We start from the raw sequence: 24,053 nt of genomic DNA, 5'->3' as shown, positions 1-24,053 counted from the left end.
CTGTCAACTGAGGGCCAAATACATCCTCACCGTATGCCCCATGGTACGAGTTCTCGTCGATAAGGCCTATGTCATCGTCGTCGGTTGGTGCGGGATGATCCTTTAGTAGTGCTCAGCCTGCGGCCCGCCTGGCGGGTGCCTGATTGGCGACGCCCAGTCCGGGCCCGCACCCCGCCGCGGCGACGGTGTGCTCCCGGAGAGCGCATAAGACCGGTTCCAATGGGACGCCCAAGTGAATCCACATCGTTCAGCAATGCTGCCCCCGACGGAACAGAATCAGCATCCGAGACCCCGTGAGCTCCGCTTCCGCCCGTGTATGACGACGAGGCGTCTGGCGCACCAGGTCCGCCTCGGCCCCGACGGCGAATCATGTCGACCGCCATGCCCAGTTCGCGCACCCGCAGCGCCAAGGCGATACCGCAGAACACCACGGTGACCACCACGCCGACGATGACCCCGACGATGATGGCGGTAATCCGGGAGGACCAAAGAAATGAATCCAGCAGCTTCAGCACCGCATAGCCTGCAATTCCCGACACGATAGCGGCAGCGATCAGCTTCGCATACACCTCGACGGTTTCACGCAGTGTTGAACCGCGGGCCCCACGTCGGCGCAGATGGCGCGACAAAATGAATGCACCCAGAATCCAGCCCAGAAGGCTCCCAATGGATGTGGTCAGCGCGGCGGCGAAGGCAGCCCACCCCGGGTCCACATATTCCAAAATGGGGATGACCGCGACCAAGGACACCGCGGTGGTCGGGATCTGCATGAGGAACGGGGACCGGGCATCCTCATACGCGTAAAAAGCGCGCTTCATCAGGTACGACGCAGAAAAGGGAACCAACCCCAGGATGTACCCGATCAACACCCAACCGGTTGCGCGGGATGCGGCTGGGGTGGATCCGCCCACGATGACCCACATCACGGGTGCCGCAAGCACTGTGAACAGCACGGTGCACAGCATCATTGGCACCAGTAGGATCCGGCTCACCGACGCATACTGACGCTGAACAGCGGTGTGGTCTTGGGCTGCGGCTGCCCGAGACAGGGACGGGAATATGGCCGTGACCAGGGTTACCGCGATAATGCCCTGCGGCAGCATGAAGGCGAGATAGGCGCTGTCGAGGGCACTAATTGCCGGGAACAGGTTTGATGCGGGGTCATGCTTGGCCTGTAAATGGGCGCTCATCTGGCCCGCATTTTCCGTGGACCAGCGGGATGCAAATACGGCTAACTGACCCAGCACGATCATCAGCAAAGACCAGATACCGATTTTGCCGAGCTTCATGAGGCCCATTCCGCGGAAACCCCAACGCGGGCGCAGCCGTAAACCGAGACCGCGGACATATACCACCAGCAGCGCCACCTGAGCAGCCGAACCACCCAGGTTGATAAAGGTTAGGGTCAGGATCATCCCGAGTGTCCACGGACCGTGACCACCCGTCCAGGTCCCGAACAGGACGAGGAACACCAGAGCGCCGATAATGCCGACCACATTGTTGAGCACCGGTGCCCAACTGTAAGGGCCGAAGCTGTTGTGCGCGTTGAGGATCTGGCCGCACAGCACGTAGAGGGCGGAAAAGATGATCTGCGGCATCAGCCAGTACCCGACGGACATCGCCATCACGTAGCCCTGAGAGCTGAGCTGGCCGCTCCCGACCGTCAGCAGCCACGGCACGGCCAGCGTGCAGATCGCGGTGACGGCGAGCGAGAGGATCACAATCAGGGTGACCAGCCGAGACAAATAGTCGGTTCCACCATCGCGATGGGTCATCGCGCGCACGACCGCAGGAACCAAAATGGCGTTGAGCACGCCGCCGCCGACCAGAATCCACACGGAGTTCGGCAACAAATTCGCGGCGCTGAAGGCGTTGGCGGCGATCGTATTGGTGCCGCCAAAAACCATGCCCATGAGGAAGTTCTTTACGAACCCGAGTGCGCGGGAGACGATGGATCCGGCGGCCATGAGGGCGCTGGCGCGCAGCAGGAAATTCCGGCTGCCTTCTGTGCGCCCGCCTGCCGAACTTCCGCTCCTTGAACTTCCGCCCGCCGAGCTCGCATTCTGTGAACTCCCGCTCGCCGAGCTCGCATTCTGTGAACTCCCGCTCGCCGAGCTCGCACTCCCGGAGCGCGCGCTGGCTGGTCCGGGCGATGCAAGGTTGCGTCCAGCAGGCCTACTCCCCGCTGGTTTGTTTCCTGCCGCGTTGTTCCCCGTCGACGTGGAAGCCGCTGCTACTCCAGCCCTCTTTCGACCCTCCTGTGCCCTGACATCACCCGTGGGCTGCGAGGATACCGATCGCGACGCCCTACGGGCCGAGGCCGGATAGCCACTGGAGGACGCGGTCATACGATCCCGATCAGAAGGTGACCCCGCGGTGGCGGCCCGGCGAGCGCTGGTCGCGGACCGAGGCGGCGTCTGCGCCTGATCCGGGCGAGGAATGCGCGGTGGAACCGGTGCCCGTCGTCGGCCCGAGGGCTGGTGAGGGTGCGACGGGGAGGCGCCGGACCTATCGGTATCGGATGGAGTCATGAGTCCGCCGAGTGTTTTCCATCGGACCGATGCTGTATACGTTCCTGATCTGCGGCCCGTTCCTCTTCGAGACCCGGCAACGGAGGTTCAGGGCCCACCTCCCCAGGAACACGCTTATCACTGCCGGTATGTCGAGCTCTCAGCACGCCAACCACCACCAGCAGGCCCATCGCAACCACGACGATCAGCGTGGTGGCGTTTTCCCAGTTGGCGTTCACACTCAACGGGGTGCCCCCGGTGGCGGAAATGGGTGTGCCCTTCGCGGTGAGCAGCTGCACCGTCAGGGTGACTTTGCCGTTGGCAATCGCTTCGACCGGTACCGTGACTGTGCCTCGCCCGTGCGCAGGGATCTTAGCGAGTGGCACGTCCTCACCGATACGGATCAAAGGACGATCAGGTGACAGTTGCGGGCGAACCGATACGGCGCTCGGGAGGTCGTTAGAAATAGTGACGGGAATGCCCGCTGAACTCGAGACGAGGTTATAGCTGGATGCGGCAACCACCTGGACTTTGCTGAGGGTTGCATTGACCTGAGAGGCCAAAGCACCACCAGCCTGGGCAGTTTCCTTGGGGTGACCGCGCAACGGTGTAGACACGGCAGCGAAGGCCTCAAGCCGCAATCCATCGAGGACCTCGGGTTTCTCCAAGGCGGAGGCGAGGTTGCCAAGGCGCGTCCACTGGTCGTTGACCGATTCCACAACCGCGGGTGGCAGATAGGCGGGTTCATCCGAATGCTGGGCAATATCCCACTCCCCGTCGTGAGAGACCGCCGCGTGCAGCTCGGTCACGGGTCCCAGACCCGGCGCGCTGGTGTTTTGGGGAACGGTGGCACCGTTGTCGTGTGCAGCCGTTTTTTCTGTTGAACCAGCCTGGTCGAGCAGTGTCGATAGCGGCTTTGACCTCGCCCATTGAGTGCCGGTCAGCCTATTGAGCAGGGCGTTAACCGTCGCTGGGTTGGGATCGGTATCGGTGGGCAAAGCGATCACAATATGGGCCGCCGGTTTACCGTCGCGGGCTCCCGCGAGCACAGCGGTTTCGGCGAGCATGCGCTGCGAAAGGATGGCGGCATCATCCGGGACGGTGCTGGCCAGATTCCCGAACTGTTCTGACAGCGTGGAATCCGGTGCAATGACAATGGGACCCGTTTCGTTCGCCGTTTTGTCTCCGGAGCTCAACCGGCCCACCATCGAGGGCAGATATTCAGCGTCGGGCTTGCGTAGCACGGTCGCGGATGGTGCCAGGAGAATCTGCGCCCCTGCTGAGGACTCCTGACGGGCGCTGGAGACAGAGGCGCTCTCAGGTGCTAGCCCGACGGCTATTCCGGCGCTGTCGATTCCGGCTGCGGTGAGAGTTTCCTTGGTTTTATCCAGAGCTGCCGTGCGCACGTCGTGGGCACCGGCCCGGGCAACTGAGGCGATATCCGTGCGGGCATATGGCATGGCCAGCACGGTGTGATCGCTGGCGTGTTCGCGCAGGGTCTGAGCAATGATGTGGGCAGGGGTTTTTGCCTTTGTTTCATCATCTGTTGGCGGCGTGGAGGTGGCTGTGGGGCTCGGTGTGGGGGATGCGCTGGGAGCGGATGGGTTACCCGATGCACCATCGGAAGGGGCCGACTGGGCAGGTTGCGACGCTGAGGGGGGCTGCGGGTTCGCGCTCGCAGTGGGAGCGGGAGTGGCCGAGTCTGACGGCTTAGCCCCAGAGTTCTCCTCCGGGTTTGTGGATGGCGGGGCGGTCCCCCCGGACGGTGGCGTGGGCTGAGGTTTCGGCTGCTGAGTGGATTTTTCCTCTGTTGCGGGCGTGGCGGGTGGCGGTGAGAGCAGCGATGGGTCCAGCCACCAGTCCACACCGACCCGTTTAGCTATTTGGACGATGTGCTGAAGCCGCCCTGAGGTGGCCGACGCATTGAACGCCTGAGGTGTGGCCACCGAGGCCGCGGGATCCTGGGCGGCAATGGGCACGAGCACCGAATAATCCACAGCGCCGGGCGGTGCGGCGTCAGCGCTGGGGACCCAGATCATGAAAGTCCGCACCACCGCCACCGGGTTACTGGCTCCATCTCGTACCACCAGTGCGACTCGACGTGGCCCCCACAGCGCCATTTCGGACGACAGTTGTAAGGAATCCGCCGGGGCGCTGACGGTCAGCGTGGCGTTGGCTCCCGGTGCAATCGTGGCTGCTGAGGGCGCAGAGACCCCGCTTGCATTGAGACCGGTGCTGGCAACGAGCCGGCCCAGTGGCTCGTCAGGGGTTCTTCGCGACCACTCGGCCAGCATGGCGCGATCTGTGACCCGCGAGGAACTCACGTGCATTTCTAGGACGGGGTTCGTGATCGGCGTCGCGCCGTTGTTTGTGACCGTGATGCTCGCCTGCACCGTGGAACCGGGCCGGACCACATCGGGACCCAGCTGGTTCAGGCGAACGGTGACGGGAGGCGGGCTAGACTGGGCCGGTGCCGCGATCAGGAGGGCGAGCACGAGGGCGAGCACGAGGGCGAGAAGGCCGACGAGTATCCGTCCCGCAACGGACGAACGGAAGGCAGCCACGGTGCCTCCGTGGAATCGACGCGGCCGGATCACGGCGTCCGGCAGAGTCGGAGCGCTGGACGTCGGGTGACTCGGCATGGCCCCACTGTAGAACGAACGCCTCCGGACGCTGGTGCATACCGACGTATCCCAATGTGAACAGGCCCGCTTGTGACGACATCGCCCTCCGCCCCCGACTCGCGCTCAACAGTCCGGGAACCCGGCCATCCGCAGACCGCATCTCAGCCAAAAAAAACCGCTGTGACCTCGATGCATAATGCCTCCAATGGTGTGCGTCAGACTCGTGAAACGGGTTGTGAGACAGCTTCTGCTGAGACCGCGCGCGTGCGCGAAGAGGTCGCGCGTAAGCGTGCTGAGGTGATGTTTCACGCTCTGCCGCCGGAGATCCACGAACTGGGGCGTCTGTTTGCCGATCACGGGCATGAACTCGCATTGGTTGGTGGTCCGGTGCGCGATGCGGTGCTGGGGCGTTCGAGCGCCGATCTGGACTTTACGACATCGGCCAGACCGGAGCAGACCGAGGATATTTTGCGCGGATGGTCGTCGGCGATCTGGGATATGGGTCGCGATTTTGGCACTATCGGGGCTGCTCGCGGGGACCTCAAAGTGGAGATCACCACGTACCGCACAGAACAGTATGACGCCACGTCCCGCAAGCCTGTGGTCGCCTACGGAGACAGTCTGGAAGGGGACCTGTCCCGGCGCGATTTCACGGTGAACTCGATGGCTGTCCGGCTGCCCACACTCGAATTCGTGGATCCGTTCGACGGTCTCGGCGATCTGGCCCGGGGACTTTTGCGCACCCCGGTAGATCCTCGGCAGTCTTTCGACGATGATCCGTTGCGCATGATGCGCGCCGTCCGGTTTGTCTCGCAGCTGGATATGTCGATTGCACCCGAGACGGCGGCGGCGATTGACGATATGGCTGCCCGGATCGAGATTGTGTCGGCTGAACGGGTGCGCGATGAGCTGGTCAAGCTGATGCTTGGCGGTAAGCCGCGGCGTGGGTTGGAGCTGATGACGGATCTCGGTCTGGCGCAGTATGTGTTGCCGGAACTTCCCGGGATGCGGTTAACCATTGATGAGCACCATCGCCACAAGGACGTCTACCAGCATTCGTTGACTGTGCTGGATCAGGCCATAGATCTGGAGTCGCCGGCGGGGTCCGGGGGGCCGTGTGAGTCTCCGGATCTGATTCTGCGTCTGGCTGCGCTGATGCATGATGTGGGTAAACCGGCCACGCGGCGGTTTGAGGCGGGCGGTGTGGTCACCTTCCGTTTCCACGAGGTGGTGGGTGCCAAGATGACGGCGAAGCGAATGAAGGCGCTCGCATTTGATAAGGACACCACGAAGAAAGTCTCGCGACTGGTGGAACTGCATCTTCGGTTCCACGGGTATGGGGATGGTGCGTGGACCGATTCGGCGGTTCGCAGGTATGTCACCGACGCTGGCGATTTGCTTCAGCATCTGCACCGGTTGACTCGGGCGGACTGCACCACGCGGAATAAACGCAAAGCTCAGGGGCTCTCTCGTGCCTATGACAATTTGGAACAGCGCATTGAAGAGCTTGCCGCGCGTGAAGAGATAGCTAAAATTCGTCCGGATCTTGACGGGCGCGACATTATGGAGATTCTGGGGATCGGTCCGGGCCGTGACGTGGGCCAGGCCTACCGTTATCTGCTTGATCACCGGATGGAACACGGCCCGAGTTCGCGCGAGGAGGCTAAGGCTTTGTTGCTGCAATGGTGGAATAATCGGATGTGATGGGCACCATAAAAAGTGTGTGTCTCCTGTGAGAGATACCGCGACATGGTTCCCGTGTAGGCCCGCAGGCGTCGATACTGAAGCGTGGGCACACTATGTCCGCAGTAAGACGTCGAGAGCAGGAGAGGTCCCGCGTGAGCGCATCCCGCCAACCGAACCGTCGTGCGTCCCGAGCTTCGGGTTCCCAATCCTCGCGCCATTCCTCCCGAACCGCGCCTCGTGAGAGTGGCGCAGCAGCGCCTGCCGCTCGGGGGCGAGGCAGCCGGGGGGAGCGCCCGAAGAAGAACCTTCTGAACTATCCGCGGGCGGGCAAGAAGAACCCGTGGCGCTGGTTGCCGTCGTGGCGTCTGATCTTTACCGCCTGTGTGCTCGGGGTTCTTGCGGTGGCCGGGCTGTTTACCTACCTGTATGTTTCGGTGACCGTGCCGAAGCCAACGGATATTGCGCTCGCACAGACCTCGACCGTCTACTACGCGGATGGCACCACCAAGATGGGGACATTCAGCGAGGTCAACCGGACGATCATTCCGGACTCCGACATCCCGCAGAGCGTGAAGAACGCTATCGTCGCCTCCGAAGACTCCACCTTTTATGAAAACCGTGGCATTTCCCCGAAGGGTATTTTGCGTGCCCTGGTGAATAACCTGTCCGGTGGGGCCAGACAGGGTGCGTCCACGATCACCCAGCAGTACGTCGAGAATTACTACAGCGACAAAAAAACCACGACCTACTGGGGTAAAGCCAAAGAAGCCATGATGGCGATCAAGGCCGACCAGCAGTTGTCCAAGGATGAAATCCTGTCGCGCTACTTGAATACGATCTACTTTGGCCGAGGTGCCTACGGTATTCAGCAGGCAGCGCAGGTGTATTTCGGTAAAGACGCGAAGAATCTGGACGACTCCGAAGCTGCCATGCTGATCGGTATCATTCCGGCTCCATCCGTCTACGACCCGGCGAAAAACCCGTCTAAAGCTAAGCAGCGGTGGGAACGGGTGATTAACCGTGAGGTGAATGAGACCAAGGTGCTCAGCCCTGAAAAGGCGAAGACCTTGACCTTCCCAGCCACGATCCCGGTGAAATCAGAGAACACTTTTGCCGGAACCCGCGGCTATCTGCTGGCGAGTATCCGTAAAGAACTCGCCGCGAAGGGCATTCCTGAGGATGAGCTCAACACCGGAGGGTTCAAGATCGTCTCAACGATCGACCAAAATGCGCAGGATGCCGCGACCAAAGCGGTGGGCGACCTGCCCTATGACCGACCCAAACTCAACCACGTCGGCACCATCACCATTGATCCGAAGACCGGCGCGATTGTGTCCATGTATGGCGGGGCTGACTATCTGACCCAGCCACGCAACGATGCCACTCAGTCCCGGATGCAGGCAGGGTCGATCTTTAAACTGTTTACGCTGGTTGCAGCCCTGAAACAGGGAGTTTCCCTGGACTCTATGTGGCCGGGTAACGGTCCGCAGGAGTTCAATGGTTGGAAGGTCAGTAACTTCGACAAAGCCCAGTACGGCTACCGGATTAGCTTGCTGCGCGCCCTCGAAAAGTCATCGAATACGGCGTTTGCGGCCCTGAACTTGAAGGTTGGGCCCGACGCCACCCGGCGTGTAGCCATCGACCTGGGACTTTCGGAGAAGACCCCCGGTTTGAACTCTGAACCCACCAACGTGCTCGGTACCGCCTCGCCCACGGTGGAGGAAATGGCTGAGGCGTACGCGACTATTGCCTCCGGCGGAATCCATCGAGACCCCCACATCGTGGTCTCGGTGACCAACCCCGACGGCTCGGTTCGGTACAAGTTTAAAGATGATGGCAAGCGGGTTATCGACGAAGGTGTAGCCACTAATGCGATGGTCGCGTTGCAGGGCCCCACATCGTCGGGCGGTACCGCAAACTACATCGCCAAGAATTTCAAGCGCCCGGTAGCGGGTAAGACCGGTACCTCTGATTCATTCCGCTCAGCCTGGTTTGTTGGCTTCACCCCGCAGTATGTGACCGCGGTTGGCATGTACCAGCCCACTCCCGACGGCAAGGGCGAAGCAACTCTGACCCCGTTTGGTGGATTTAAGTCCATCACCGGTGGCACGCTGCCCCCGCAGATCTGGGTCGAAATCATGGATTCGGTTCTGAAGGGTCAACCGGTGGAAGACTTCCCGGACCGGGTCTACGGCGGGTCGCAGTCTAAGGACCGCTCGAGTGAGCCCACAGCTCCGCGCTCTCAATCGCCCACCTCCACGCCCAGTGAGAGTGTGCGTCCGACCACCCCGGAGCCAACGGACGAGGTGGAGCCGGTGCATCCGACGGACACCCCGACTCGAAAGCCTGTGCGGCCCACGATTCCCAGCGTGACGCCGTCGCGTCCAGCGGTGCAGCCGACCGAACGACCGGAGCCCTTAGATAACGATCATCGCCCTGTTTATCGCGGTGACGATGGTGATGATTGATCCCGTGGGGTAGTGAAACCGGGCGTGACGTGAGCGGTTATACCGCTTGGATGTCCGCATGTGATCCCCGGCGCACGGATCAGGATCATCTTCCCGCGGGATGCCGCGGCCCGGTACGCTAGATCAGTCCGTGCCCACCGTCACCCGACGGACCGGGCCGGGCCGCATGACCCTCCTGCCGCGGAAGGACCGCGGCCGTTAAGACCACAGGAGGTGGGTAGATACACATGCGCAAGTACGAAATGGTCGTCATCCTCGATTCGGATGTTGACGAACGTACCGTGCAGGGCTCCTTCGAGAAGCTCGTGCAGGTCATTCCGCAGCACGGCGGGACCGTCGACAACATTGACGTGTGGGGCAAGCGCAAGTTCGCCTACGAAATCAACAAGAAGACTGAGGGCATCTACATCGTCCTCAACTTCACCGCGGACTCTGCGACGGCACAGGAGCTGGATCGTCAGCTCGGCCTGAACGAGACCGTTGTCCGCACCAAGCTCATGCGGGTTGACGCAGCCTGAGCTTGCTCGGGCACCGATCAAACGCATAGTCCCTAGGAGGATCCATGGCAGGCGAGACCGTCATCACCGTGATCGGTAACCTGACCGCTGACCCCGAACTGAGGTTTACCCAGTCGGGCGTGGCGGTTGCGTCGTTCACAGTGGCGTCTACCCCGCGCACTTTTGACCGCCAGTCCGGCGAGTGGAAAGACGGCGAGGCTCTGTTCCTGCGCTGTTCCATCTGGCGCGATGCGGCTGAGAACGTCGCGGAATCGCTGGAGAAGGGCACCCGCGTGATCGTCCAAGGTCGGCTGAAGCAGCGGTCCTACACCGACCGCGAGGGCAACAACCGTACCTCGGTCGAACTGGACGTTGACGAAGTAGGCCCCTGCCTGCGCTATGCCACGGCGAAGCCGGTCAAGGTGCAGCGCGGAGGCGGTGGCTTCGGCGGCAACCAGGGTCACCAGGGCGCAGGTTTTGCCGGCGGTCAGAACGCTGGAGGATTCGCAGGCGATGCGGGTTCGGGTGGCTTCGGCCAGCCTCAGGCAGCCCCCCGTCAGGGTGGGTACCAGGCTCAGCCGCAGAGCGCTCCGTACGCCAATGATCCGTGGGCCGGCGGAGGTAACTCCTACGACGACCCGCCGTTCTGATCAGCCTGATCAAGAGCCACTGATTTCTCGTTGCGGACTCGTTTTATCGAGCCCCATGGTGCCGGGTTCCGCGCGCTCCGTGCGCTGTCACGGAAACCGGTTCACCTTCCACTGATAACTCCATCCCGGGCATAGCCCGGGCTCCCTACATGCTTGAAGGAGCACCACGATGGCCAAGCCTGTTCTTCGCAAGCCGAAGAAGAAGCAGAACCCGCTCAAGGCCGCGGGCATTGAGACGGTCGATTACAAAGACGCCGCCATGCTGCGGAAGTTCATCTCCGACCGCGGCAAGATCCGTGCCCGTCGGGTGACTGGCGTCACTGTCCAGGAGCAGCGCAAGATTGCGAAGGCCGTGAAGAACGCCCGCGAAATCGCCCTGCTGCCGTACTCCACGTCCGGCCGCTGATCTTAGAGGAGAGACACGCATGACTACGAAGCTCATCCTCACCCATGAGGTGTCCGGGCTCGGTGCCGCCGGTGACGTCATTGACGTCAAGGACGGTTACGCCCGCAACTACCTGCTGCCTCGCAACCTCGCCACCCCGTGGACGAAGGGCGCCGAGCGTCAGCTCGAGCAGATCCGCGCCGCTCGCAGCAAGCGCGCGATCGAGAACTTGGAAGAGGCGCAGGCACTGCGCGATCTTCTCCAGACCAAGCCGGTCGTCGTGGCCGAGCGGTCCGGCGAGAATGGTCGTCTGTTCGGCGCTGTTACCCAGGCCGATGTGGCTGAGGCGGTGAAGACGGCCTTCGCTAAGGACATCGACAAGCGCAAGATCGAATTCCCGACCCCGATCAAGGCGCTGGGCGAGCACGTGGCGACGGTGCGTTTGCACCAGGACGTCTACGCGAATCTGACGATTCAGGTTGTGACCGCTAAGGGGCGCAAGGCCTGATCTCAGCTACCGGTATCACCCGGTCAACTGACGGGGTGCAGTAGCCGATTCCGGATCAGTCTGGGGCGCTTTCGCGCTGATGTGATCCGGTGACGGCTTTGAACTGGTGAGGGCCCGGTTTGCGGCAGGAACATTAGTTCCCGCTGCGAACCGGGCTTTTCGTATTCTCCTGTGGACTGAGTTTGCTGGCGAGCGCGAGTGCGGTGATGCCGACCAGCAGAAGGGTGGATAGCCCCCACCGTAGGCTTGTTTCGGTGGTGATAAAACCGACCAGGGGGCTTGTGACGAGAAACCCGACTCGCATAATCCAGTTCACGAGGGTGACGCCAGCGGCTTGGCTCACGCCTGGGATCCGCGCGGCGGCCCCCAGGGCACTGGGTACCAGGGTTGCTGAACCGTACCCGACCGCAGCCAGTCCAGCGAGAAGTTGAATGGGCTCGTGTGCCGTGAGGATGGCGATTCCGCCGAGAATGATGAGGGTTCCGCCGAGGCGCGCAACCCAGGTCCGTCCTCGCTTCTGGATGAGGGCATCGCCGCTGAAGCGTCCGAGGCATTGGCTGCTGATGACGACGCTGAATGCGATACCGGCACTTGCCGCGGGTAGATGGCTGATCTGAACGGCGGCGATGGCCGACCAGTTGTTTGCCACGTCTTCGATGGTGGTTCCGCAGATGGCGATGACGGCGAGCATTAGGGTGCCTCCAACTGCCACCGGCACCGCGCGGAAGCGTGCGATGAGGCGCGATGGCAGGACGGAGGAGACGATGGCCCCGATTACAAACGACGCGACGATAAGACCGAATTGCCAGGCGCTCAGTTCTAGGCGTTGCATCATAAGCGGGTACCAGGGCAGCAGGCCAGCGAAGACTGCGCCGTTGCTGATGAAGAAGACTCCGACGCCTGCAACGCCTCGCGGTCCGGTCCTGAATTCTCGTGCCATCTGATCAACATAGGTGCGAGAATGATCGCCTCCAACGATCAAAACATCAGTAATTGATCATTGGGTTGAGCTTAGCCTTTTATACGCGGTCCCTCAGGCGTGGCTCTCAGGCGCGCTCGGACAAACTCAGATTTCATCCCCGGTGGCGATAGCCTCAGCTTCGTCGCGGGCGCTGAGGTGCAGCTGCTGATGGACGCGGGTGAGATGTTTACGTCCGCCAAGCAGGGCAAGGATCGAGACCACGAGCGCAGCGGCGCCCACGTAATACGGAATAGAGGCCCCGAGCGCCCCGGCGATTGGCCCTGCGATGGCTGGTGCGATGGCCCCGCCTAAGAACCGCACCCCTGAATATGCAGAGCTGGCGACCCCGCGGGGAAGATCCGTCGCTTCCATGACGGCCTCGGTTAGTGCCGTGTTCATCAGGCCGAGCACGAATCCGGCGATCACAATACAGATGATCAAGGTGGCGAGGTCGTGGTGGAAAATCCCGAGCAGAACCAGCAGAACCGTGAGAGCGATCAGGCTGCCAACCAGGGTGGGAAGTAAGCCGATCTGACGGGTCAAAATCGGCGCGATCAGAACGGATGTCAACGCTAACCCAAGACCCCAGCCGAAGAACACGAACCCTAAGCCGAGCGCACCGAAGTTCAGGCCTGCGCGCTCAGCGGCTTCTTCCAAGGGGAATGGAGAATATGCGAGCAGCGTGAAAAACCCGAAGTTATAAAACACTGCGGTCACCGCAAGTGTGCGCAGAGCAGGAACTTTGAGAGCGCTGAGCGCGGCGCCCCAGTGGACGGGGGTGGGACGCTCGGCACCGGGCCGAAGCAGGGTGATCAGCGCGATCACGGCGATCCCCATCAAGATGGCGGTTCCGGCGAAGGGGCCACGCCAGGACACCTGACCGAGGAGTCCGCCGATCAGCGGGCCAAACGCCATGCCGACACCCAAGGCTGCCTCATACAGCACGATGGCGCTGGCCGCGGAACCACCGCTGGCGCCCACGATGGCCGAGAGGGCTGTCGAAATAAACAGTGCGTTGCCGAGTCCCCATCCGGCGCGCAGGCCGATGATCTGTCCGACGCTTCCAGACAGTGCGGCCAGACCCGCAAACACGACCACAAAACCCAGTCCGATCAGCAGCGTTGTGCGGGTTCCGAGTTTTGATGCAACCCAGGACGTGAAGAACATTGCGATGGCTGTGATGAACAGATAGCTGGTGAACAGCAGCATGGCTTGGGCCGGGGTGGCACCGAGATCTTTGCTGAGCGCGGGCAGGATCGGATCGACGAGCCCAATTCCCATAAACGACACGGCTGCGGCGAAAGCGATAGCCCAAACGGAGCGGGATTGGCGGAAGGCGTCTGCGAAGGGGCTGCTTTGCTGTGCTTTGACGCTAGTTTTCGATACCTGGATGGTGGATGGGGAGCTGGTCATATTCAGTCGGTCAGTCCTTCTAAACGGGTTGCGAGTACTTCGAGTAGGGGGGTGGCTCGGCGCAGAATGTCGAGCCCATCTGGTTGCAGGTCGGTCAGCAATGGGTCGAGGCATTCGGCAACCGCCTGTCGCCAACTGGCGAGGCGTTCGTGGCCTTCGGGGGTGAGCTGGACCAGCACGGATCGGCAGTCTTTGGGGTCTGCGGTGCGGGTGATCAGGCCGTCAGCTTCGAGCCGCTGCACAACGGCGGTGGTGGTGGGTCGGGAGGTGCGCTCATAGCGGGCGATCTCTGAGGGGCGAAGCGGTCCTTCGGCGTCGATGAGGGAGACGATGCGCCAGGTCACCGAGAGGGTGTCTCCAGCGGCGCGGCGAGCGGATGAGCGCACGAAGCGGCTGCATGCAATCGCGAGTTCTGTTCCCATGGATGCGCTGTGTCCCATGGATGCATCGTGATGGCTGGGCGATGTTCTGTTCGTCCTGTCGGGACCGGATTCGTGGACGTGCTCACCGCCGGTGTTGGGGTGGCCGCTTTGAGGGGATGATCCGGTGCCGGTGCCGGTGCCGGTGTCAGTGCTGGTGGGTGGTGAGGGGGTGATGGATGACCTGATGTCCACTCACCCCAATATAGTTAGCATGCCTAATTAGATCAAGGGTGCAGGTCACCCCACCGAACATGCCCGCCGAGCACGATCACCGTGTCTATGCCAACATCAGATGTCTACGGATTAAACACGTTTTGCTGATCCCGGCCGCACAGTTTACGGTGCTTCGGTACCCGTCCCCGTCGCCGGCGTGTTCCGTGCGCCGGGCGGCCTTAGTCCCGGAGCCATCATGCCGAGCCCCCTCTCCTCCCAATCTGCCGCACCACCGAGTCCACCCGCCCCCAAGAACGGTGAGTCAGGTCCGGAGAATGTAGGTCTGCGCCGCTCCCTCGGCCACGGCCAGATGGCCATGATTGCGATGGGCTCGGCCCTGGGAACCGGTCTCTTTCTCGGCTCCGGAAAAGCCATTGGCGTCGCCGGACCCGCCGTCATCCTGTCGTTTGCCATCGGCTCCCTGATCGCCGCGTGCATCGCGGTCTGCGTCGGCGAGATGGCATCGCGCTACCCCGTCCCCGGCGGCTTCGGCACCCTCGCCTCACACTTCCTCAGCCCGTTCTGGGGCTACCTCACCCGCTGGTCATACTGGTGGGTCACGGTAGCTGTGACCGGCTCAGAGCTGGTTGCGGTTGCCACCTACCTGACGTTTTGGTGGCCGCAAATCCCGATCTGGCTGGGCATTCTCGTCTTCGCTGCCTTCATCCTGATCCTCAACCTGATCAGTGTGAAAAGCTTCGGAACCGTGGAGTTCGTCCTCTCCAGCATCAAAGTGATCGCGGTTTTCGCCTTCATCGTGGTCGGTCTCCTGCTCGTTTTCGTCGGCCTTCCCGGACACGCACCCGCCGGCGTCGGCAATCTGACCTCCGACGGCGGATTCATGCCCGGAGGATTCAGCTCGGTTTGGGTCAGCATGGCAGTCGTCATGTTCTCCTTCGGCGGTATCGAACTGCTCTCGATCTCCGCAGCCGAAGCCAAAGACCCCGGACGCTCCGTGCGCACCGCAACCCGCACCATCATGATGCGACTGGCCTTCTTCTACGTGATCGCAATCGCCATCATCGTGTGCCTGGTGCCATGGCGGTCGGCAGCAGATTCCCACGGCGACGTCTCCAACAGCCCATTCGTTCTGGTCTTCCAGGACCTCGGAATCTCCGGCGCCGCATCGCTGACCAACTTCATCGTTCTGGTGGCCGCGCTCAGCGCTGCCAACGCCAACCTGTACGCCGGCGGACGCATGCTGCACTCGCTCTCGACGGACCGGATGGCACCGCGCACCTTCGGCACGATCTCCCCGTCACAGGTGCCCATCAAGGCCACCCTGTTCTCAACGCTTGGCATCTTGATTGCCGCGATCATGGCGCTCACTGGCATCGGCGACGTCTTCGTCGTGATGATTTCCATCGTGCTGTTCTCCGTGCTCCTCGTGTGGGCACTGATCCTGGTCAGCTACCTCAAATACTGGCGCCACCGCGACGGTAAGGCCCCTTTCCGGGCCCCCGGTGGTCCCATCACCGCTGTCATCGGTTTGATCGGCGTGGTGTGGGTGTTCGCCACGGTCACCGTGGTGCCCGACATGACCTTCGCGGCCATGGTGGGCGTACCGTTCATCCTGGTGCTGACCGCCGCATATTTCCTGGTGGTGCGGCGCAAAATCGACCGGACGGCAAACCTCCTACACGAGTGATAGGCGCCGTACAGCCCGTTCAGCGAGAGCCGTTACGCCTTCCAGCGGTCCCCGCGACCACGGCGCCGCAGGCCCAAACCATCGCCAGATAGCGACGATGGCATAGGAACCGAGGATCAAGGCGGCCAGCACAGCCCAGGAATCATCAGACATCGATAAGCCCCGGGTGATGACATACAGCGCCACCACCTGCATGACATACAGCGAAAACGTCATGCGACCAGGTGCGATAAGTAGTTGTGGCACAGCCTGGCCAAGAGTGCGGCCTCGCGTCCAAGGAAGCCTTGTCAACGCGGTGCACCACAAGATGATGCCGATGACCCCGGCGAGATTCCCCACCGTCTCTTTTAGCGTGCCCGAATAGGCGTGCACCGGATCCCCAAGCAAATTCGGAACCACGATAAACAGCGCGGAGATTGCGGTGGCGATCACGGCGGCCAATGCCATCGAAAACACGCCGGTTCGGCTTGGCAGATTCGGCAGCGACGGTAGGGGCACCGCCGTCGGCAGACTCGACAGCAGCATTCGATCCGTCAGCATCGGTGAGGCTGATTTCATCGGCAGATCCTGCCGGGACGACGGGTGCATGAGTCGAGCCGGGCCGCAACCGGTCAGACGGCGAATCACAATGATGCCCGCGCAGGCATACAACACAAACAGGCTGATCCGATACGTTCCTCCGGCGCTGATGACCTGAAAGAAATCTTGGATCGCAGGCGCCGGTGCCGGGATCAACGATAGGAGTTTCGCGTAACTGTCTGGAGAGAATAGACCGCCTGGACCAAACAAGCCAGAGGTGCTGACGTTCCCAGAACTATCAAAGTGCCCACCGGCACTCGGGCGAACCTCGACCCATGCGGTGATCAGCACCCCGGCGAGCCCGCAGAGAACACCGACCATTGCTACAGTGCGCGTGCGCAGAGCAACCAGCGGCAAACACACCACGATCAAGACCCCCAAGTGAATCAGGATGATCACCACGCTCGGCGTAGCTAGCGCCAAGATGATGCCGCTCACGACCAATATGCTGGCGCGCACCATCTGACCAAGTGCCCAGGTGCGAGCGTGGGTGTTGCAGCTTTGAGCCTGCGCCGCCGAAAGCATGAGCGATACCCCCACCAGAAACGCGAACAGAGGAGCGGTAAGGAACTCGCTGAGCATAAGAATGCGTCCCGGGCCATCATTCGGTGCGGTATGCGCCACAAACATGAAAATCAGAGCGAGAGTTCGCGCGAGGTCAACTGCGACCAAGCGATGAGGAGGGGCCATTCACCCAGGATACGGGCGTACGAGACGCTGCCGGGTGACTAGGGCGTAAGGCTGGCTCAGCGGTGGCGGCTAGAAAACTGGGTGAGCTGGCTATCCAAAATCGGTGCGTACACGTCCGACAGAACATGGGCATGGTCGGGGATCACCAGCATCGACACCGGGAAACCATGCTTGCCGTACCAGGACTCGCCTTCCGTGGCCGCATCCGTCGCATTCCATCCAGTGTCATCAGGAACGTTATCCTCACTGCCGACAGACCAGTGCATCGGGAACGACGCAGCGAAACCGCGCGAGGGAATCACTTGCGGCACGATTGGCTGGTCGCCACCCGAAAAAAGGATGGCTCCGCTACCTGGGGCAGGGATGGCGGCTCCGGGGGGAGTCAAAATCGCCGAATGCTCGGCCACCAGGTCAATCGTGACGAACTCTGCGCCACCTGAGAAACCAGCGAGCACGACCCCGCATTTACGCAGGCCGTATTCGGCCCTGAGCTTCGGGATGAGTTCACTGACCAACGTGGCATTCGTTGGGCCGTCCATCCACCAGGTGCCGGTGGCAGGATCAGGAGTGGTAATGCCAACCACGATATATCCGTGATGGGCAGCCGTCTCAGTGATGCTGCTCGGACCCGTCAGCGAAGGGTCATCATCCGGTTCATGGAAAGAGCCGTCACCGTCGCCGTGAAACCACACCAGAAGTCCGGTGGGGCCATGGTTGCCGGCTTCTTTCCGAGCTTGATTCGCACGCACCCAGTATTTAGACGTTTCGCCGTTGCTGGCTGTAAATGAACCTTCGTCGAGGTCACCAGCTGTTGACGCGGTGGCGCAGGACGGAAGAGCCGTGGCTGGTGTGCGCTTCTCCGGCGAGGCGGCATGGCTCATCGCCTCGCAACCCGCCAGACCTGAAGCTGCGAGTGCGAGGGCGACTGTCATAGCGACCAGGCGCTGACGTGCACGGAAGACCACGTTGTGCAGGCTACCGCGCCTTGGTGAACGTACCCAGAGCAGGCGCAGAACTCTGGCAAGCCATGCCTGAATAGTCGGGATAACGTGGTGCCGATAAGGTGCGAGTTGGGGTTAACTTTTCTGATTGATCTGCATTAGACACCGCGTTTGCGTGGCGTTCGTCTCGTACGGGCCTAATGCGCTGGGGCTGACGCAGATCGCGGGGTAAGCTAAAGAAAACCTCGGCGTTGGTGTGCTCGACACCTGGCGCAGAGGATGAGCGCGAGTGGCGGAATAGGTAGACGCGCACGGTTCAGGTCCGTGTACTCGAAAGAGTGTGGGGGTTCAACTCCCCCCTCGCGCACAGAGCAGGAAATAGCCTCTGGCAAGGAGTTAAGTCTCCGAGTCAGAGGTATTTTTATGCCGGGCGACGAGTGTGCTCGCCGCGGCTACGAGCGTTACACTGTCCAAGTTGTTGTGTGTTGGGTGTACATCTCCGTCTTCCACTCTTCTGCCATCTGCTCCGCTGTGCCATCGGTGGTTCGGATCAGATTAGATGGCGGTGTGTAGGGGATGCCAGCGGCCTCTGAACTTCCGAAAGCGGTGAATAAAGCGATGATCGAGATGGGGCAGGCGCGGTGCGCAGCCACCCCGGTCTGTTCGCTGCATCCATGATGATTAAGCGCACCGGTTATGGGATTTGGCTTTTCCTAGTTCTCAGCGGACTAGGGATAGGTTCGTTCAGCGCATTCGATAACTTCTACTTTCGTGAAATGGGCTATTCCGTCACGGTTATCGGCGCGCTTGCTGCGACATTCACTATCTCAGTCGCTTTGGCGGAGATTCCCTCAGCAATAATTTTTGACCGTAAATCCCATTGGGTGGCGATCCAGGTGGGAAACGGCTTAAGGTTCCTCGGGCTGGCCATTTTCTTCCTGGCACTCGGCCCACTTGGTGACTTCTCCGCAGAGGTTCTAGCTGGCATCGGCGCCGCAGCGATGAGTGGCACGTCCGTCGCGTACATCATTAACCGCCTCGGACGATCAACCGACTATCAGCTTCGGCGGGCTATTGGTGCAATTACGCTGCTTGGTGCGGCCACGTCCCTTGCTGGTGCGGGCCTTGGTTTCATAGCTTTCACACATAACCCGCGGTATGTGTGGGGGCTTGGAGCGCTGTTTATGGCGCTCGCAGGAATCGCGTTTTTCTTCGGTAGGCCGTCGGTGCGAGACGCAAGCGATCGGCCGGTAGAACCGCTGAAATCCTATTTAGCTGGCCTGTATACCATTGCGTTCCACCCTCGGGCGCGGGTAGTTATATTTGCGGATGCCGCCTTGGTGGCTCCTTTTTTGCTGTGGCAGCTTCGACTCGGTGACACAAGTTTGACGGCGGTGTTCGCGGGCTTCACGGTGATGAAGATTGCGGGTATCTTGGGTAGTCACCTTATCCGGCATAGACACGTTAAACGGCGAGGTTTTTACGTTATTATTTTCCTTAATATTCTCGCCATTTCAGGTTTTGCAACGTTTGAAAACGTCGCTCTCATTATAATCTGTTTCGGCTTACATGTGCTATTTCATATCGCTGTCAGTGTTTATTGTCAGGCTGAATTCCAATCAGTCATTGATTCATCGCAGCGTGCCGGAGCCACCTCGGTTGTGTCACTCCTGAGTTCATTTGTCACCGGTGTGGTGGCGGTGATAGTTGGTAGATTCGCTGATTTAGGAGACCCCTTCCTTGCGACGCTACCAAGCATCGCCCTGTATGGTGCGGTGGCGTTGTTAGCGTCGTTACCGGAACTGCCGGACGAGCCACCAAAGCGCGCGTGAGTTCGCCGGTTCGTCACCTTCTCCTCTGTTGAGCTCCGCGGTTGAACGACATGAGGTGCCACGGACGGACCATAACCACCCGATGAGATTTCGTTTGTTCTCGATACCCCATCCGGCTTTATCTTCCCCTTGAGTGGGCATGACCCCGTACGATCAAAGCCGAACGCCCGGCACACCCTTAGTGGGGTGCGAGTGATAACTAGGAGCCGCGATGTCCCAACCCACCAACGGTCCTGGCAAGCCTCATCTTGATCGGTCGATTGTGCCTCGGGGGGTTCTGATCCTGGTTGCGCTGGCGTCAGCTTGGCTGGTGTTGCAGGGGATGCAGGAGCTGGCCTCGCTCATCATCCCGGTTTTCCTTGCCCTGAATCTGATGATCGCCGTCTATCCGGTAGGGCGGTTTCTCGTCCGGCACGGGGCTCCGCGCCCGGTGGGAGCGATTTTATGTGCGCTGATTGTGCTCGGGTTGCTGGTCGGGTTTGTTCTGACCCTAGCCTGGGCGCTGTCCCAACTGATCTCTGAATTGCCTAGATACTCGTCTGAATTCAACGGGTTAGCTGGGCAAGTTCTTGATCATCTGCGCAAACTCGGTATCGCGCAGGAAACGGTCGACGATTGGTTCTCAAAGATCAACCTCGGAAGTTTCGTCGGCATCGCCTCGAATCTTCTGTCGTCCATCGGTTCGATCGGTGGTCTCTTGGCGGCCACCATCGCCACCGTGGTGTTCTTTGGCATGGATGCAATCGGCTTGGACCAACGGCTCGAGGTGCTGGGGCGTCACCGTCCTCATGCCGTGACGGCGCTTGAAGAGTTCACCCGTAGCATTCGGTCCTACTGGGTGGTGACCGCCGCGTTCGGCGTGATCGTGGCGGTGATTGACGGCCTCGTGCTGTGGGGTTTAGGGGTGCCGCTGCCGATTGTCTGGGCAATTTTGTTATTTCTATGCAACTTCATCCCCAATATTGGTTTCGTCTTCGCGCTGGTGCCGCCGGCATTGATGGCGTTGCTCGACCAGGGCACTGCCACGGCTATTACGGTGGTGGTGGTCTATTGTGCTGTCGCGATGCTGGTGCAAGGTGTTGTTCAGCCGCGGGTGACTGGTCATGCGGTGGGGGTCTCGGCGACGATTTCCTTCTTATCGGTGCTGTTTTGGTCCTGGGTACTCGGACCAATTGGAGCGCTGCTCTCTGTGCCGATGACCCTGCTCGTGAAGGAGTTTTTCATCGATGTCGATCCTGCGGTGCGATGGCTAAATACTTTCGTGGCCGATACCCCTAAGGCCGCCGACTCGCCTGCCGACTCTCCCAACGACAGCGACGCTTCCGACAACATCGCTGAGTCGGCAGATATTGATGGGTTGGAAGATGACGATGCAGCCAAAGGCATCCACCAGGATCCACCGGGTGGTCACCGACAACGGCGCTAACTATCAGACCCGGGATTTCCCCGCTCATCACAGGCTTGAGCCGGTGGTACCAACGCATCCGTCCTGACACCAAGGCAAAGTGGAGCACTCATAACCGAATCCTGGCCGATAGCGTGCGCTAAGCCCGCTGCCCCTTTCTTTAATACCCGACATACTGCGCGAGGTGCTGCCCGGTAAGCGTGGAGCGGGAGGAGACCAGCTCAGCAGATGTCCCTTCAAAGACGATGCGGCCGCCATCATGGCCAGCGCCGGGGCCGAGATCAATAATCCAGTCGGCATGTGCCATCACGGCCTGGTGGTGTTCGATCACAATCACGGATTTACCGGCGTCCACGATCCGATCCAGCAGAGCTAAGAGCTGGTCCACATCGGATAAATGCAGACCGGTGGTGGGTTCATCCAGAACATAGATGCCGCCTCGTTCCACAAGATGCGTGGCCAGCTTGAGCCGTTGTCGTTCGCCGCCGGATAGCGTGGTCAGCGGTTGCCCAAGGGAGATATAGCCGAGCCCGACATCGACCAGGCGCTGCAAGATCTTATGCGCCGCCGGAATACGTGCGGCCCCGTCTTTAAAGAATGCTTCTGCTTGGCTTACTGACATCGCTAAAACTTCGCTGATGTTTTTGCCCTGTTCATTGCCACCGAGTCGGTAATTCAGCACAGAGGCGTGGAACCTGCGTCCTTCGCATTCCTCGCAGACTGCGGTGACGTTCGCCATCGGCCCGAGATCGGTTTCGATCACACCTGCACCATTGCATAGCGGGCAGGCGCCTTCGGAGTTTGCGCTAAACAGTGACGGTTTGACCCCGTTGACTTTCGCGAAGGCTTTGCGAATGGGGTCGAGTAACCCTGTGTAGGTGGCGGGGTTACTGCGTCGTGAACCGCGAATTGCCGTCTGGTCGACGACGATGACATTGTCGGACGCTGGAATGGATTGATGGATCAGTGAACTCTTTCCGGATCCTGCCACGCCAGTGACTGCCACCAAAACACCGAGCGGAATATTGACGTCGATGTTTCGGAGATTGTGAGCACTCGCCCCTCGAATCTCCAACTGTCCTGTCGGAGGTCGAACGCTGTCTTTCAGTCGGGCTCGATCGTCGAGATGTCGCCCGGTCAGCGTGTCGCTGACCCGCAACTCATCGACCGTGCCCTCAAAACAGATGGTGCCACCTGAGGTTCCGGCACCGGGTCCGAGATCGACAATATGGTCCGCGATCGCAATCATTTCCGGTTTATGTTCAACCACCAGGACCGTGTTTCCTTTGTCCCGCAAACGTTGCAGAAGACGGTTCATGCGCTGAATGTCGTGCGGATGCAGACCGATGGAGGGTTCATCAAAGACATATGTGACATCGGTTAGTGATGAACCTAGGTGGCGAATCATTTTGACCCGCTGAGCTTCACCACCGGAAAGGGTGCCAGATGGTCGGGCTAGGGTGAGGTACCCCAGGCCGATATCGACAAAAGAGTCGAGCAGATGAACGAGCCCGGCCAGCAGCGGTGCCACCGATTCCTGATGAATGCTGCCAGCCCATACGGCGAGGTCATCAATTTGCATTGCGCAGGCATCCGCAATGCTGGTTCCGTCAATGGTGGCGGAGCGGGCGGCGTCGCTGAGCCGAGTCCCCTCGCAGTCGGGGCAGATAGTGAAAGTAATTGCCCGCTCCACAAAAGCGCGAATATGGGGCTGCATGGATTCTTTATCCTTCGCCAGCATGGATTTTTGAATCCGCGGAATCAACCCTTCGTAGGTGACGTTGACGCCATCGACCTTAAGTTTTGTGGGTTCGCCGTACAGCAGGTCGTGACGTTGGCGCTTTGTGAAGGTCGAGATTGGTTTGTCCGCGGGAAAATATCCGCAGCCTCGGAAAATGCGTCCGTACCAGCCGTCCATACTGTATCCGGGAATGGTTAACGCGCCGTCGTTAAGCGACTTGGAATCGTCGTAGAGCGCGCTGAGATCAAAATCGGTGACCGACCCTATCCCTTCGCACCTCGGGCACATTCCTCCGGTGCGTTCATAGGTGGCCTTCGTCGCGATACTCTTATCGCCGCGTTCAACGGTGATGGCGCCAGCCCCTTTAACAGACGGCACATTGAACGCAAATGCCGGAGGACCCCCGATGTAGGGGTGAGCGAGGCGGCTGAAGAGGATGCGCAGTAGGGCATTCGCGTCCGTCACGGTTCCGACGGTGGAACGCGGGTTCGCTCCCATGCGTTCCTGATCGACAATAATTGCGGTCGTCAACCCGTCGAGCATATCGACCTCTGGCCGGGCGAGCGTGGGCATGAAACCTTGAATGAAGGCACTATAGGTTTCGTTAATCATTCGCTGCGATTCTGCCGCAATGGTGTCAAAAACTAACGAACTTTTTCCCGACCCCGACGGACCGGTAAACACCGTAAGCCGTCGTTTCGGGAGATCCACACTGACATCCCGCAGATTATTTTCCCGAGCCCCTCGCACTCGAATGCGGTCGTGCTGGTCAGCGGCGTGGGTGCTCTCAGCAGTGGGTGAACCAGACGGACTGCTCATGCGGTCTCCTTGGAAGCAGGGGTCTGCTGCCAGCAGCAGATAAGGGGCGATCGGAGTTTTA

At 60.7% G+C, this 24,053-nt stretch carries 18 protein-coding genes and 1 tRNA gene; 11 read left to right on the top strand and 8 right to left on the bottom strand.

Annotated elements, in window-relative coordinates; genetic code table 11:
* Positions 1-71 precede the first annotated feature (71 nt).
* Positions 72-1,967, bottom strand: a complete 1,896-nt coding sequence (gene murJ / locus BN1724_RS08570) for a murein biosynthesis integral membrane protein MurJ (RefSeq protein ID WP_084252903.1) — start codon at positions 1,965-1,967, stop codon at positions 72-74.
* Between murJ and BN1724_RS12645 the strand changes: the two genes are divergently transcribed.
* Entirely contained in the window at positions 1,966-2,328 is a 363-nt protein-coding gene (locus BN1724_RS12645; protein WP_084252902.1) for a hypothetical protein, read from the top strand. The genes murJ and BN1724_RS12645 overlap by 2 nt on opposite strands.
* 199 nt (positions 2,329-2,527) lie before the next feature.
* Here the strand turns inward: BN1724_RS12645 and BN1724_RS08565 are convergent, their stop codons facing one another.
* Positions 2,528-5,152: a DUF6049 family protein gene (locus BN1724_RS08565; protein ID WP_157085833.1), complete on the bottom strand. Its 2,625-nt coding sequence runs from the start codon at positions 5,150-5,152 to the stop codon at positions 2,528-2,530.
* Between the two features lie 171 nt (positions 5,153-5,323).
* Between BN1724_RS08565 and BN1724_RS08560 the strand changes: the two genes are divergently transcribed.
* The 6 genes from BN1724_RS08560 (at position 5,324) to rplI (ending at position 11,328) form a co-directional block, all read left to right on the top strand.
* Positions 5,324-6,838 (top strand): CCA tRNA nucleotidyltransferase, encoded by a 1,515-nt coding sequence (locus BN1724_RS08560; protein WP_058235901.1) that lies wholly within the window; start codon positions 5,324-5,326, stop codon positions 6,836-6,838.
* Between the two features lie 134 nt (positions 6,839-6,972).
* Entirely contained in the window at positions 6,973-9,288 is a 2,316-nt protein-coding gene (locus BN1724_RS08555) for a transglycosylase domain-containing protein (protein WP_231928205.1), read from the top strand.
* 227 nt (positions 9,289-9,515) lie between these two features.
* A complete protein-coding gene (gene rpsF, locus BN1724_RS08550) occupies positions 9,516-9,806 on the top strand; it encodes a 30S ribosomal protein S6 (protein ID WP_058235015.1) in 291 nt (96 codons plus the stop codon).
* Between the two features lie 44 nt (positions 9,807-9,850).
* Positions 9,851-10,435 (top strand): single-stranded DNA-binding protein, encoded by a 585-nt coding sequence (locus tag BN1724_RS08545; RefSeq protein WP_058235014.1) that lies wholly within the window; start codon positions 9,851-9,853, stop codon positions 10,433-10,435.
* Between the two features lie 169 nt (positions 10,436-10,604).
* Entirely contained in the window at positions 10,605-10,841 is a 237-nt protein-coding gene (gene rpsR, locus BN1724_RS08540) for a 30S ribosomal protein S18 (protein ID WP_058235013.1), read from the top strand.
* Positions 10,842-10,860: 19 nt separating this feature from the next.
* Positions 10,861-11,328 carry a 50S ribosomal protein L9 gene (rplI, locus tag BN1724_RS08535; RefSeq protein WP_058235012.1) on the top strand — a complete coding sequence of 156 codons (468 nt, stop codon included), beginning with the start codon at positions 10,861-10,863 and terminating at the stop codon, positions 11,326-11,328.
* Positions 11,329-11,461: 133 nt separating this feature from the next.
* Here rplI and BN1724_RS08530 read toward each other — a convergent pair whose 3' ends face one another.
* The 3 genes from BN1724_RS08530 to BN1724_RS08520 all read right to left on the bottom strand — a co-directional run bounded on the left by BN1724_RS08530 (position 11,462) and on the right by BN1724_RS08520 (position 14,316).
* Positions 11,462-12,268, bottom strand: coding sequence for an MFS transporter (locus BN1724_RS08530; RefSeq protein ID WP_084253141.1), 807 nt, complete (start codon positions 12,266-12,268; stop codon positions 11,462-11,464).
* Positions 12,269-12,394: 126 nt separating this feature from the next.
* Entirely contained in the window at positions 12,395-13,702 is a 1,308-nt protein-coding gene (locus BN1724_RS08525; protein WP_058235010.1) for an MFS transporter, read from the bottom strand.
* Positions 13,703-13,704: 2 nt separating this feature from the next.
* Complete coding sequence (locus tag BN1724_RS08520) at positions 13,705-14,316, bottom strand: MarR family winged helix-turn-helix transcriptional regulator (protein WP_058235009.1); 612 nt, start codon at positions 14,314-14,316, stop codon at positions 13,705-13,707.
* Between the two features lie 217 nt (positions 14,317-14,533).
* Here BN1724_RS08520 and BN1724_RS08515 point away from each other — a divergent pair, with 217 nt between their 5' ends.
* Positions 14,534-15,985, top strand: a complete 1,452-nt coding sequence (locus tag BN1724_RS08515) for an amino acid permease (RefSeq protein ID WP_084252901.1) — start codon at positions 14,534-14,536, stop codon at positions 15,983-15,985.
* Here BN1724_RS08515 and BN1724_RS08510 read toward each other — a convergent pair.
* The gene (locus tag BN1724_RS08510; protein ID WP_058235008.1) at positions 15,974-17,254 is read right to left on the bottom strand and encodes a DUF418 domain-containing protein; all 1,281 of its coding nucleotides are present in this window, start codon (positions 17,252-17,254) and stop codon (positions 15,974-15,976) included. The genes BN1724_RS08515 and BN1724_RS08510 overlap by 12 nt on opposite strands.
* Positions 17,255-17,310: 56 nt before the next feature.
* Positions 17,311-18,219 (bottom strand): hypothetical protein, encoded by a 909-nt coding sequence (locus BN1724_RS08505; protein ID WP_157085832.1) that lies wholly within the window; start codon positions 18,217-18,219, stop codon positions 17,311-17,313.
* 259 nt (positions 18,220-18,478) lie between these two features.
* Here BN1724_RS08505 and BN1724_RS08500 point away from each other — a divergent pair.
* From BN1724_RS08500 to BN1724_RS08490, 3 genes are all read left to right on the top strand, one after another.
* A tRNA-Leu gene (locus BN1724_RS08500) sits at positions 18,479-18,562 on the top strand.
* 307 nt (positions 18,563-18,869) lie between these two features.
* Positions 18,870-20,027, top strand: a complete 1,158-nt coding sequence (locus tag BN1724_RS08495; protein WP_157085831.1) for an MFS transporter — start codon at positions 18,870-18,872, stop codon at positions 20,025-20,027.
* 211 nt (positions 20,028-20,238) lie between these two features.
* Entirely contained in the window at positions 20,239-21,453 is a 1,215-nt protein-coding gene (locus BN1724_RS08490) for an AI-2E family transporter (RefSeq protein WP_058235005.1), read from the top strand.
* 139 nt (positions 21,454-21,592) lie between these two features.
* On the opposite strand, the gene BN1724_RS08485 is transcribed toward BN1724_RS08490, so the two are convergent.
* Positions 21,593-23,992 carry an ATP-binding cassette domain-containing protein gene (locus tag BN1724_RS08485; RefSeq protein ID WP_058235004.1) on the bottom strand — a complete coding sequence of 800 codons (2,400 nt, stop codon included), beginning with the start codon at positions 23,990-23,992 and terminating at the stop codon, positions 21,593-21,595.
* Positions 23,993-24,053: the final 61 nt, after the last annotated feature.

It is taken from the genome of Devriesea agamarum (assembly GCF_900070355.1).
GTDB classification, from domain to species: domain Bacteria; phylum Actinomycetota; class Actinomycetes; order Actinomycetales; family Dermabacteraceae; genus Devriesea; species Devriesea agamarum.
This window is presented reverse-complemented; position numbering and strand designations above follow the sequence as displayed.

Coding starts and splice junctions, on each gene's coding strand:
- BN1724_RS12645 (WP_084252902.1), top strand. CDS start 1,966: ATGAGGGCGCTGGCGCGCAGCAGGAAATTCCGGCTGCCTTCTGTGCGC.
- murJ (WP_084252903.1), bottom strand. CDS start 1,967: ATGGCCGCCGGATCCATCGTCTCCCGCGCACTCGGGTTCGTAAAGAAC.
- BN1724_RS08565 (WP_157085833.1), bottom strand. CDS start 5,152: ATGCCGAGTCACCCGACGTCCAGCGCTCCGACTCTGCCGGACGCCGTG.
- BN1724_RS08560 (WP_058235901.1), top strand. CDS start 5,324: ATGCATAATGCCTCCAATGGTGTGCGTCAGACTCGTGAAACGGGTTGT.
- rpsF (WP_058235015.1), top strand. CDS start 9,516: ATGCGCAAGTACGAAATGGTCGTCATCCTCGATTCGGATGTTGACGAA.
- BN1724_RS08545 (WP_058235014.1), top strand. CDS start 9,851: ATGGCAGGCGAGACCGTCATCACCGTGATCGGTAACCTGACCGCTGAC.
- rpsR (WP_058235013.1), top strand. CDS start 10,605: ATGGCCAAGCCTGTTCTTCGCAAGCCGAAGAAGAAGCAGAACCCGCTC.
- rplI (WP_058235012.1), top strand. CDS start 10,861: ATGACTACGAAGCTCATCCTCACCCATGAGGTGTCCGGGCTCGGTGCC.
- BN1724_RS08530 (WP_084253141.1), bottom strand. CDS start 12,268: ATGGCACGAGAATTCAGGACCGGACCGCGAGGCGTTGCAGGCGTCGGA.
- BN1724_RS08525 (WP_058235010.1), bottom strand. CDS start 13,702: ATGACCAGCTCCCCATCCACCATCCAGGTATCGAAAACTAGCGTCAAA.
- BN1724_RS08515 (WP_084252901.1), top strand. CDS start 14,534: ATGCCGAGCCCCCTCTCCTCCCAATCTGCCGCACCACCGAGTCCACCC.
- BN1724_RS08510 (WP_058235008.1), bottom strand. CDS start 17,254: ATGGCCCCTCCTCATCGCTTGGTCGCAGTTGACCTCGCGCGAACTCTC.
- BN1724_RS08495 (WP_157085831.1), top strand. CDS start 18,870: ATGATGATTAAGCGCACCGGTTATGGGATTTGGCTTTTCCTAGTTCTC.
- BN1724_RS08490 (WP_058235005.1), top strand. CDS start 20,239: ATGTCCCAACCCACCAACGGTCCTGGCAAGCCTCATCTTGATCGGTCG.
- BN1724_RS08485 (WP_058235004.1), bottom strand. CDS start 23,992: ATGAGCAGTCCGTCTGGTTCACCCACTGCTGAGAGCACCCACGCCGCT.